9 protein-coding genes are annotated in these 12,770 nt (G+C 40.8%); all 9 read right to left on the reverse strand.

Features of this window, described 5'->3' with window-relative positions; translation table 11 throughout:
• The 9 genes from yfmF to dapA all read right to left on the reverse strand — a co-directional run bounded on the left by yfmF (nucleotide 1) and on the right by dapA (nucleotide 12,664).
• Complete coding sequence (gene yfmF / locus QT711_RS00900; protein WP_317941602.1) at nucleotides 1-1,263, reverse strand: EF-P 5-aminopentanol modification-associated protein YfmF; 1,263 nt, start codon at nucleotides 1,261-1,263, stop codon at nucleotides 1-3.
• 154 nt (nucleotides 1,264-1,417) lie between these two features.
• A complete protein-coding gene (locus QT711_RS00905; protein ID WP_317941603.1) occupies nucleotides 1,418-2,383 on the reverse strand; it encodes an ABC transporter permease in 966 nt (321 codons plus the stop codon).
• A gap of 1 nt (nucleotide 2,384) precedes the next feature.
• Complete coding sequence (locus tag QT711_RS00910; RefSeq protein WP_317941604.1) at nucleotides 2,385-3,431, reverse strand: ABC transporter permease; 1,047 nt, start codon at nucleotides 3,429-3,431, stop codon at nucleotides 2,385-2,387.
• Nucleotides 3,424-4,989: an ABC transporter ATP-binding protein gene (locus tag QT711_RS00915; protein WP_317941605.1), complete on the reverse strand. Its 1,566-nt coding sequence runs from the start codon at nucleotides 4,987-4,989 to the stop codon at nucleotides 3,424-3,426. Before QT711_RS00915 ends, QT711_RS00910 begins: the two co-directional genes overlap by 8 nt.
• 164 nt (nucleotides 4,990-5,153) lie before the next feature.
• On the reverse strand, nucleotides 5,154-6,221 hold the full coding sequence (locus QT711_RS00920) for a BMP family lipoprotein (protein WP_317941606.1): 1,068 nt from the start codon (nucleotides 6,219-6,221) through the stop codon (nucleotides 5,154-5,156).
• 169 nt (nucleotides 6,222-6,390) lie between these two features.
• Nucleotides 6,391-7,119 (reverse strand): GntR family transcriptional regulator, encoded by a 729-nt coding sequence (locus QT711_RS00925; RefSeq protein ID WP_317941607.1) that lies wholly within the window; start codon nucleotides 7,117-7,119, stop codon nucleotides 6,391-6,393.
• A 294-nt stretch (nucleotides 7,120-7,413) separates the two neighbouring features.
• Nucleotides 7,414-9,774 (reverse strand): DNA translocase FtsK, encoded by a 2,361-nt coding sequence (locus QT711_RS00930; RefSeq protein ID WP_317941608.1) that lies wholly within the window; start codon nucleotides 9,772-9,774, stop codon nucleotides 7,414-7,416.
• A gap of 104 nt (nucleotides 9,775-9,878) precedes the next feature.
• A complete protein-coding gene (locus tag QT711_RS00935; RefSeq protein ID WP_317941609.1) occupies nucleotides 9,879-11,546 on the reverse strand; it encodes a ribonuclease J in 1,668 nt (555 codons plus the stop codon).
• Nucleotides 11,547-11,773: 227 nt separating this feature from the next.
• Nucleotides 11,774-12,664, reverse strand: a complete 891-nt coding sequence (gene dapA, locus QT711_RS00940; protein WP_317941610.1) for a 4-hydroxy-tetrahydrodipicolinate synthase — start codon at nucleotides 12,662-12,664, stop codon at nucleotides 11,774-11,776.
• Nucleotides 12,665-12,770: the final 106 nt, after the last annotated feature.

Genomic DNA, 12,770 nt, shown 5'->3' on the forward strand with positions numbered 1-12,770 from the left:
TTACGCCTCTCTTCCTGATAGCAAGTAAATAAGTTCTAATTGAATGTTGGATGCCATATCCTGGATATCTTGTACGGTCACCGCTTGCCATTTTTGAATTAATTTATCCGCGGTGAAATGCTCATCAACTTGTTTGTATTGATCGTACACTTCAATTTGACCTCGGGCTGAATCGAACGCGCTCCGAATGCTATTTGACAGCAATGCGACCGTTTGTTCTAATTCAAGGGACGTCACATCACCTTTCTTTAAGGCTGCTAGCTGCTCTTCAATCATTGTAACCGCTTTTTCCTCCAAGTTCGCATCAATACCGGCCATTACGTACAAAATGCCATAGTATGCTCCGTATATACTATTGATCGTGTAAGCCATACTTTCCTTCTCACGAACATTCATAAATAATTTACTATGTGCAAAGCCCCCTAACACACCATTGGTTACTTGCATCTTCGGATAATCATCATGATGGAACAACACAGGAGTATGATATCCAACTTGGAGTTTACCTTGCTTCATGTCTTGTTTTTCAAATACTTTTTGAGGCTCTTTCTCTTCAATGGTCACTTCGAACGGTTTGCGAACATCCTCTCTTGCGGTAAAGGAGAACATGTTTTTAATTTTTTCAACAAGTGCCTGCTCATCCACATCACCGACAACATAGATGTCTATTACATCTTCATTAATCATTTTGTCATAAGCCTCTACGAGGGAAGCACTTGTGATTTGCGAAACGTGTTGCTCAGTGCCGCTTGAAGAAATACTGGCAGGATGATTAGGTCGCATAATCTCTAACATTCTCTTTTGTGCATATCGAGTTTTATCATCATAAACGGATTTAATTCGTTCGATTACAGACCGTTTTTCACGATTTACAATGGACTCATCAAATTGCCCATTCGATAAATTCGGTTTAAAAATAACCGCATGTACCATTTCGAGTACGTCATCGAATAACCCAGTCGTCGATAGATATTCATCGTTTACGCACTCCATATTTAATGAGACGATATGTGCACTTCCTCGTTTACCCGCATCCATATAGAAGACTGATCCATACAATTCATCCATCGCTTTTCGTAAATCACTTTGCTTTGGATACATTGCATTTGAATCTTGCATAACGTTCGATAATACAGCTCGATGAGCAGCCTGTTTTTCCTCTAATGTACTTGTCCATTTAAAGGACATTGTAATTGTTTTAAATTGGTTTGTCTTACGAATGTATAAGTGTACACCTTGTTGCAATTCAAATTTCGTAAACATATGAAAGCACCTCGTTTTTCCTTATTATACGAATACCTTACTTCACTATACATTTCGGAACAGATACATGGCAAAATAAACGCATTTTACCATCTGTCTAAACAATAAAAACCACTTAGACGCAACAATGACATCTAAGTGGTTTTTCAGAAACTTATCTGCTCCCTTTAATATAAGGTTGCCCATTCGCTTTTGGCGCGTTTGCTTTTCCGATAAATCCTGCAAGTGCAAGAATTGTCAATGCGTACGGTAAAATGTGGAAGTAAACGGTTGGTATTTTTTGAATGAAATCAATATCAATTGATCCGGCACTGATTGCCAGTGTCTGTGCAAATCCAAAAAATAATGCTGCACCCATCGCACCTATTGGATGCCACTTACCAAAAATCATAGCAGCTAGCGCCATGAAACCTTGTCCGTTTATCGTTGCATGACCGAAATCCCCCGTCATTGTTTGGGAATAGATCGCTCCACCGATTCCGGCTAAGCCACCGGAAATGATGACTGCCGTATAACGGACTTTCGTTACATTGATACCCATTGTATCGGCTGCCATCGGATGTTCCCCAACAGAACGAAGCCTCAATCCGAATGGCGTTTTATAAATGACGAACCAAGCAATTATTGCAACAGTAATGGCTAAAACAGACGTCCCATAAACCGACTTAAAGAACATTGGACCAATAATCGGAAGATCTTGTAAGATCGGGATGTTCACCCGCGGTATTTTATGTTGGATAAAATCTGTTTGACCTTTATCAAACATCATTTTCACTGAGAATAGTGCAATCGCAATTCCTAGCATATTGATCGCTACACCAGATACAACTTGGTCGGCCCTGAAAGAGACTGAAGCGACAGCATGCATTAAAGAGAAGATAGCAGATACAAGCATTGCTACGAGTAATGCAATCCATGGCGTCCAACTACCGAAAACGTCAGCATACGCCAAATTGAAAACGATACCGACAAACGCCCCCATAACCATCAAGCCTTCAAGTCCGATATTGACGACACCAGATCGTTCCGAGAAAACGCCGCCAATTGCGGTAAGGATTAGAGGGGCTGCATAAGCGATTGAAGTAGGGATGATAAAATAGAGAACTTCCAAAAAGCTCATGTCACTTCGCCTCCTTTTTCTTATTCAGCCGTTGCAAACCTACACGGATGATGTATCCTGAGGCAACAAAGAAAATAATAAGAGCAATTACGATGGAGACAATTTCCAAAGGAATATTTGCAGCATTTGGCATATTGTTCGCACCATATTTTAAAGAACCGAACAATGATGCACCGAAAATAACACCTAATGGAGAGTTCGCACCTAATAGGGCAACGGCAATTCCGTCAAAACCGATGCCTGTGAATCCACCACGAGAAGACATATTACCAAAAGTCCCTAAAGCTTCCATCGCTCCACCAAGTCCAGCAAATGCTCCTGAGATGAGCATTGCTAAAACGATATTTTTATTCACATTCATACCGGCATATTGCGAAGCGTTTTCGTTGAAACCGACAGATTTCAATTCAAAACCTGTTTTCGTTTTTTCTAATATGAACCACATGACGATTACCATCGCCAGCGCAACGAATATCCCATAATGCAACGTGGAATAATCCGTTAAATTAGATAGAAATTCCGAACGAAGCGAAGCGGTTGGTTGAATTTTTTCTGTTTTGAAGCCGCCGTCAGAAACCGTTTTGATGAGCGCATTTACAACATGTAGGGCAATGTAGTTCATCATAATGGTTACGATTACTTCATGCACTCTAAGTGTTGCTTTTAGCAAGCCTGGGATAAGCCCCCAAAACGCTCCTGCCAACGCTGCCGCCAATAGGGCAAACGGCAAATGAATGTACATAGGCAATTCAAATGCATAGCCTACATATGCTGCTGCAAACCAACCGACCATCAATTGCCCTTCCACACCGATGTTGAAAAGACCGGTCCTAAATGCAAAAGCTACTGCAAGACCTGCTAATATATATGGACTGATTTGACGAATTGTTTCACCAATAGCATACGAATCTCCAAAAATCCCGTTCCATAGTGCAATATACCCTTGAACAGGGTCATACCCACTGAATAACATGACAAGTGCTCCAACCAATAAACCAAGAATGATTGAAACAACAGGTACAAGTACATTAATGAGTCGATTAGACATCGTGACCACCACCTATTTCATTACCCTCAATGTGATTACTTGCTTGGTCACTTTTAGAATGACCAGCCATTAAAAGGCCGAGTTCCTGTTCAGACGTTTCAGCAGGAATGACCGTATCAACAATTTTACCATCATGGATAACGGCAATTCGATCTGAAACATTCATAATTTCATCCAGTTCGAAAGAAATTAGAAAAACCGCTTTTCCATTATCTCTTTGTTCAATTAGTCGCTTATGAATAAACTCAATCGCTCCTACATCCAATCCGCGGGTTGGAAGTGCAGCAATCAGTAAATCCGGATCACGTGAAACTTCGCGACCTATGATGAGCTTTTGTTGATTTCCTCCCGACAATGCACGTACAGGTTCGGATTCACCTTGCGTTCGCACATCATATTCCGCAATGATTTTTTTTGCATATTCGGAAATAGAACTATAGTTCATAACACCATTTTTAGAAAACGGTTCATGATAATATTCTTGCAAAGCCGCATTGTAACCAACAGAGAACTCCAATACAAGACCGTGCTTGTGACGATCTTGAGGGATATGGCCAAGACCTGCTTCGGTAATTTTTCGAGGTTTCATTCCCGTAATGTTTTGATCGTTAATCGAGATATGTCCGCTTTTTGTTTTACGCAATCCTGTAATCGCTTCTATCAATTCTGATTGGCCATTGCCATCAATTCCTGCTAATCCGACAATTTCACCTTTACGAACTGAAAGATTCAAACCTTTTACTCGCTCAATTCCACGATTATCTGTCACTACAAGATTTTCAACTTTTAAAACTTCTCCCTGAGGATTTGGAGGGATTTTCTCCGTTTTAAATGTCACTTGTCGACCGACCATTAACGTTGCCAGTTCTTCTGGATTTGTTTCAGCAGTAATGACGGTTCCGATGCCTTGGCCTTTTCGAATGACAGTCACACGATCCGTTACATCCATAATTTCTTGTAACTTATGTGTGATTAGAATAATGGATTTACCTTCTGTAATCAGTTTTTTCATAATCGCGATCAATTCCTGGATTTCCTGAGGTGTCAATGATGCTGTCGGTTCATCAAAAATGAGGATGTCTGCCCCACGGTAAAGCGTTTTTAAAATCTCTACTCGTTGTTGCATACCAACAGAAATATCTTCGATTTTGGCATATGGATCGACATTTAACCCATATAGCTTTGAAATCTCTTCAATATCTTTAGCAGCTTTTTTAATGTTGACAACACCCATTTTTTTCGGTTCATTGCCTAAGATAATATTTTCAGTTACAGTCAAATTCTCGACAAGCATAAAATGCTGGTGCACCATACCGATTCCCAGGTCATTTGCAACATTTGGATTCGTCACGTTTACCTTTTTTCCATTGACACGTATTTCACCTTCTTCAGGCTGATATAGCCCAAACAGGACATTCATCAATGTTGACTTACCTGCGCCATTCTCACCTAATAACGCATGTATTTCCCCTTTTTCTAATTGAAGGGTAATATTGTCATTCGCACGAAAATTCCCGAATTTCTTCGTAATGTTCAACATCTCAATGACATATTCCAATGGATTCACTTCCTTGCCCAATAATATTATTTAGGTTGCATAGCATTAAAATTAACACAATAAAAGGTTTGTCTTTAATAAACCTTTTACTCTATTAATTTGTCGTGGATTTCAACTCGTAAACAACAAAAGCCGGCATCAACCGGCCTTCGTTGTTCAGTTCATTATTTCGTTGTTTCAGGGACTTCAATTTCCCCGTCAGCAATTTTCTTTTTATACTCTTCGATTTGATCCAATACATCTTGTGGGATCGCACCACGAGAGTCTGCTAGCGCAACACCATCATCATGTAGCCCATAAACTTTTGTCTCTCCACCTGGGAATTTTCCTTCTTGAGCAAGTTTAGAGATATCTTGTACAGCAACGTCTACACGCTTCAACATTGAAGTCAATGTAATATTTTCATCGCCCACTTGACCTTCATCGTATTGGTCGGAGTCAACACCGATTACCCAAACGTTTGCATTCTTATCAGCTTCTTTACGTTCTTTCGCCTCTGCGAATACACCATTACCTGTTCCACCAGCTGCATGGAAAATGATATCGATGCCTGAAGAGTACATACGACCAGCAGCCGCTTTACCTAATTCCGCTTTGTCGAATGAACCTGTATACTTCACGTCTACCTTAATATCAGGTTTAACTGCTGCTACACCAGCAACAAATCCTGCTTCGAAACGCTCAATTACCGGAATCTCCATTCCGCCGATAAAACCGATTTTGTCTTCTTTTGTCATCAATGCTGCTGCTACTCCAGCAAGGAATGCTCCTTCTTGCTCTTTGAACAAAATGCTAGCAACGTTATCTTGTTCAACGACACCGTCAATGATTGCATAATGAGTGTCTGGTTGTTGACTTGCAATTGTCCCGATTGCATCTTCCATCAAGAAACCTACACCGAAAATCAGATTGAAGTCACGACGCGTAAGCGCATTCAAATTTGGTGTGTAATCAGAATCGTCTTTAGATTGAAGGTATGCGTAACCGCCATCTCCTTCAGCTAAACCGTTATCTTCACCAAACTTCTTAATACCTTCCCATGCTGATTGGTTAAACGATTTGTCGTCAATACCACCGACGTCCGTTACCATGGCGATTGAGAAATCAGATTCGTTACCGCCAGTTGAAGATGAAGTATTTTTGTCTTTGTCTTTGTCCGTACCGCATGCACCAAGTAACGTACCTGCCGCTAAAACCAATGATAATGCAAGACCGTATTTACGTTTGCTCACTGATTGGACCCTCCCTGTTTTTTATATTTTGGTATATAAATATGACGTTTGCACGTCGTTAAAGAACAGACTGGAAGCAGGAAATGCCTGGCTCCTTCTTGACGGAACTCACCACTTAGGAAGACTCCCATTAAGTTGGATGACGTTTCCTAGCATTCCATTCTGTTTCTTATACCCTTTTCCGGACTACATGGAAGCTGAATTTATCAGCTCTAAAGTAATTTTTTGAGTACAGGACCATTTCGCCTTCCTCACTGTAATGATACTGGATGAGCGCTAGAAGTGGAATATCTACACCACATCTTAAAATGTTCGATGCCTCATCATCATACCCAATTGGTTCGATATTGGCGATGGCTTGGACAATTCGTATGCGTCCTGATTTTTCTATTGAATCGAATATGGATTCGTTCTGTAACACTTCTGTACCTAATTCAAGATTTTTTGACAGTACGTGATCCACACAATACACAACAGGATCATCGTCAGCTGTTCGTACTCTTCTAATTGTAACAAGCTTATCCTCTTTTTCGCAATCAAATTTCCGAATCAATTCCTCTGCCGGAATGCTTTCTTGAACTTCCAACAAAATCGTACCTGGTTTCATTCCAGCGTCCCGTATCATAGAGGATATACTGGATAATTGTTCGATACCTGAAGAAAAAATTGGACGAGGGTTTACAAATGTACCGACCCCATGTTTACGAATAATAATTTTCTCTTCTTCCAAGACGCGCAATGCCTCTCGAAGCGTCGCCCTACTAACACCAAGATTACGTGCAAGTTCAAATTCGGAGGGGAATTTTTCATTTTCTCGAAAAACGCCAGAAGCAATGTCTTCTTTCAACCGTTCAATTACTTGTACATATAAATGTCTTTGATCTGTCTTCACCAGCATGTAAATCCCCCCTGAAGAGGTCAGACCTCTGATGTATAACGACTATACCAATCTTTCATACTATATCATTTCCATGCTACAAAATAAACAGCTGATTTCATATATTTTCATCTTCAGCTAAAATTTCTTGAAAAAGTACTTCTTTTGTCATGATTTCCATACCTTCTTTTTACTGAAGAATGCAACGCAATAATCCTTCTATAGCCTGACGTATGCAAGACGTTCATAGAGGGGTCCCTACCTGAAGGCAATAAATTCAATTTCGTGTATCCGACATGGGAATGTATGAAGATTTTATACATGACTGTCTGTTTCATTTCTTGTCGCAAGAACTTGTCTCGGTTTACTCCCCTCAGGTGGACCGACAATTCCTCTCATCTCCATTTGATCGACAATTCTTGCAGCGCGTGAATAACCGATTCTGAATCGTCTCTGCAACATGGAAACGGAAGCAGTTTGCATTTCGATAACAAGTTGCACAGCGTCATCGTACAATTCGTCAGTTTCCTCAAATGCTTGAACCTCTTCCACTTCCCCTGGAATCATTTCTTCTTGATATTGTGCTTTTTGCTGTTCAATGACAAAGTCGACAACCGCTTCGACTTCCTGATCGGACACAAAAGCACCTTGCACCCTCACAGGTTTCGAAGCACCAGCAGGTAAAAAGAGCATATCTCCTCTTCCTAGGAGTTTTTCTGCACCGGCTCCATCTAATATCGTTCTCGAATCGACTGCTGATGATACCGCAAAAGCGATTCGTGAAGGAATATTCGCTTTAATGATTCCCGTAATGACGTCCACACTAGGTCGCTGTGTCGCAATAATCAAATGGATTCCTGCGGCACGTGCCATTTGAGCCAATCTTGTAATGGAATCTTCCACATCACTCGATGCCACCATCATGAGATCCGCCAATTCATCGACGATAACAACAATATAGGGCATGCGTGGATGTTTTTCTTCGTTTTCAAGATTCCATTGTTCAATATGTTCATTATACCCCTCAATGTTCCGTGTTCCCGTATGTGAAAACAACTCGTACCTTCGTTCCATTTCGGACACGACTTTCTTTAACGCAACGGACGCTTTTCGAGGGTCTGTCACAACCGGTGCTAACAAATGCGGAACACCGTTGTAGACATTCAATTCCACCATCTTCGGATCAATCATCATCAATTTTACTTCATGTGGTTTAGCCCTAAGCAAAATACTAATGATAATACCGTTTATGCAAACACTTTTTCCGCTTCCCGTGGAGCCTGCTACGAGCACGTGAGGCATTTTATTCAACTCTGTCATCATTGCTTGACCAGTGACATCACGACCGAGAGCAATCATCAATTTAGCATCCGGTCGGTTGTTTTCTTTTGCTTCAATAACTTCACGTAAGCTGACGATGGCTACTGCATGATTGGGCACTTCAATTCCAACTGCAGACTTCCCAGGGATTGGCGCCTCAATACGAATGTCGCTTGCAGCTAATGCTAATGCAATATCATCAGCCAAACTTACAATTCTACTCACTTTTACACCTGTATCAGGCAGCACTTCATATTTTGTGACTGCTGGCCCTAAATGAACCTGTGTAACAGTAGCTTTAACACCAAAACTTAAAAACGTTCTTTCAAGTTTTTGTGCATTTGCATGAATGGAATCGTATTCAGCAGATTGATCATTCGATGGTGTTTGTCGCAACAATGAAGGTGGTGGTAAGATGTACGATTCATTTTCTTCCTCCCCTTCAACACCTGAATAAGTTGAAATGTCAGCAGGTTCTTTTTGTTCAACTTTCGTGTCTTTCGAATCGCTGCTGTTATGACGAGTAGTTTGAGCTTGCTCGACTGACGGCTCCGCGTGAACTCTCTCGTTAAATGCTGAAATAATGGGCTTTGAGACCACTTCTACCGTCTCAACGCTTGCAGAAACTTGTTCTACGTGTTCGTCATCATCTTGTTGCTTCTTCTTTTTATGTTGAATTCTACTCATTTGATCTGCATTCGTTTTGTTTGCTGTTTTAGTCGGTGTAGGCTTTCTCTTCATTTTCTTTTGAACGACTTCTTTTACCTTCGGATAGTTTTCAGCAATATAAGGAACCAATGCTTTACCTGTCAGTAAAATCAGGCCGATAATGAGTAAGAGCACACCTGCTACCGTCGCACCTGCGGAATCAAATAGCGCATGAAAAAGCGCAAACAACATCGCTCCGGCAAGTCCTCCACCTAATGCACCACTACGAGAACTGATTCCATCATTGGTAATGAGCACTTTCCATGTTTCTTTAATCGCAGAATTCGACATCAACACTTTGCTTTCATATAACTCTTTAAATAAATGGATGTGACTGAAAAGCAACAGACTAGCAAGCACAAAAAGACTGCCACCTACAATTCGATTCTTCCACCCAACTGACTTCCTTTTCACCATGAACAATAATGCTTGAACAATTAATAAGAATGGAACTGCGCTATGCCAATTCCCAAATAGCAGTCTAGAAAAAGACGATAGACCCCTACCTACAATTCCGAATTCAAATATGATAATAATAGCGAGTCCAATCATCGTCAGTCCCGCCACTTCAAATACTAATGGATGTGGTCCATCTTTTTTCTTTTTAGCAGCGGCGGCCTTTTTTTTCTTCTTCGATTTTTTAGACATGTTCCTCCTCCTTTCAGAAAAAGGATTTCCCGCCGTACGGTCGGCTTGGAAATCCTTTTGTTGTATATCATGTGGTTAGGTTATCATTTGCTCATGCAAGTTAATTAATACTCCATAATAATTGGTATGATCATCGGTCTTCTCTTCGTCTGTTGGAACAAATAAGAACTTAATGTATCACGGATTTCTTGTTTTATGTTTGTCCATTCGAACGTATCTTTATTCACATATTTCTCAACTATTTTGCGAACTAAGTTTCTAGACTCTTCAAGAAGCTCCTCAGATTCACGCACATAAACAAAACCTCTCGAAACAATTTCCGGTCCTGCAGCAATTTTTTTCTGTCTACGGCTTAACGTAACGACAACCGTGAAGATACCGTCTTGCGATAGAAGTTTGCGATCCCTTAATACGATATTGCCAACATCTCCGACTCCAATGCCATCAATAAGGATGTTTCCAGCTTGAACTCGTCCGCTCATTCGCATCTTTTCATTTTTATACTCAACAATATCCCCTTTATCAGCTATGAAGATTTGTGATTTTTGCAATCCAAGTTGTTGTGCCAGCTTTGAGTGGGCTATGAGCATTTTATATTCCCCTTGAATCGGGATGAAATATTTAGGCTTCATAAGGTTCAACATTAACTTTAAGTCTTCTTGACTGCCATGACCCGACACATGAACTTTTTTCGACGCTGTTAACACGTTCGCGCCAGCCTTAGACAACTCGTTCGCCATTTGGTACATGGCAACTTCCATACCTGGGGATGGAGTGAACGTAATAAGGATTGTATCTGTATCTTTGATTTTTATGTCTTTGTGATGTTTCCGAACAATCTTCTCCAACGCATCGAGTGGTTCACCTTTGTTCCCTGTTACAATGATGACGACTTCGTTATCTGGATATTTACCAATGTCCTTAACTGAAATAACCATCTCTTCATCGATTTGTAAGTACCCAAGTCGCATACCCACTTCAAAATAGCTTTCTAAGCTCTTTCCGACAACAGCTACTTTTTTCCCTGTTTCCAAAGCTTTGTCAAACACTTGTTGAATGCGAATGAAATTGGATGCATACAAAGCAACAAGCAAACGTCCTTCTGCTCCATAAAATGTTGTCGATAATTGCTCTTCAATGACCGATTCTGAAGTCGTATAACCTGGTCTTTCAGCTTCATTTGAATCGGACATTAGGATGAATACACCTTCATCGCCTAGAGCAGCCATTTTTGAAATATCCGGTCTATATTTTCCTTTCGCAGACTGGTCAAATTTGAATTCACCAGTATGGACAATAGCTCCTTCACTCGTATGGAAGACAATACCTAGTGAATCAGGAATGCTATGTGTCGTATGGAAAAATGTTACATGCGTCTTTTTGAAATTCATGCGGCTTTTATTGGAAACCTCAAAAAATTTCACGCCTGCTGGTGCTGGCATTGATTTTAAATGCTCTTTTGCCAGCGCTAGTGTTAGTTTTGATCCGTAAACAGGAGCTTGCACTTTTTGGAGAAGATAAGCGATGGATCCGATCGCATCCTCGTGTCCGTGTGTTAAAAAGATTCCTTTAACCCGCTCTTTATTCTCCTCGATATACGTTAAATCGGGAATGACGATATCGATGCCAAGCATTTCTCCCTCTGGGAACATGAGACCAGCATCTACAATGAAAAGCTCGTCATCAATTTCTACTACATACATCGCTTTGCCAATTTCCCCTACTCCTCCAAGGGGTATTACTTTAATAACTTCATTTTTCGTTTTTGTCACATTGTTTCCTCCTATACATTGTTTAAAAAGACTGGTGATGGATAATAAACCGTCTATGTATGCTATCAATTGAACAACTTGCATAATTGTACAAGCTGTCAACCTGCGAACATGTATCGCGTGTGCAAATATGTTGAATACCCGTCCAGAACGACTAATTTCCATTATACGTGACAATACCCTCAGTACACAAACAAAAAAAGCCGGACACTGCTTCCGGCTTCACTTTATGGTAATAACATATCGTGTTTTTTAAATGCATTCCAAACCGCATCAAATGTTTCGGATTCCTTCCCGAAATCCGTTAAAGGCATGCGTACACCACCCGTTTCAATACCTAGTTTGTTCAAAGCATACTTGACTGGAACAGGATTTGGAGCCGAAAAAATTGCATTAAATACCGGTAAGAGAATTCTGTGCATTTTTGCAGCTTCCGTAATATCACCGGCTTGGAACGCTTTGATCATTTGTTGCATTTCCAAACCGACCACATGGGAAGCAACAGAAATCACTCCATCTCCCCCTACGGCCATTAACGGCAATGTGAGTGCATCATCCCCACTGTAAACTTTAAATCCTGCATCTGTTCCGTTAATGATAGCAGCCATTTGATCCAGACTGCCACTCGCTTCTTTGACAGCACGGATGTTATGAATCTTTGAAAGTTCAATGACTGTTTCGGCCTGCATATTTACTGCCGATCTACCAGGTATATTGTAAAGAAGGATTGGTAGCTTTGTTTCACTCGCAATATGTGCAAAGTGAGCGACCATCCCTCTTTGGTCTGGCTTGTTATAGTATGGCGTGACGAGCATGACACCGTCTGCCCCTAACTGTTCAGCTTGTTTCGTTAATTTCACTGACTCAGCTGTGTTGAACGTGCCTGTACCCGCTATAACCGGGATTCTTTTGCGGACAATTTCAACTGCATATTTTACAATCGCCGACTTTTCAACATGATTCAAAGTCGGCGATTCCCCCGTTGTCCCACAAACAATTAACGAGTCTGTACCGGTAGCAATTAAATGTTCAATGAGCTTTTCTGTCAAATCAAAATCAATGGCACCGTTCTTCGCAAATGGCGTTACCATCGCTGTGCCTATTTGTCCTAGTTCCATACTTACCCTTCCTTTACGTCGCTTTTTCTGGATGCATCCGCTAAGGAATCACTTGAAAGCTCTAGTGTGAAATGTGGTCGAGTATAAAAGTATGGAGGTTGTGTCA

The sequence above is a fragment of the Sporosarcina saromensis genome (genome assembly GCF_033253735.1).
Taxonomy (GTDB): Bacteria; Bacillota; Bacilli; order Bacillales_A; family Planococcaceae; genus Sporosarcina; species Sporosarcina saromensis.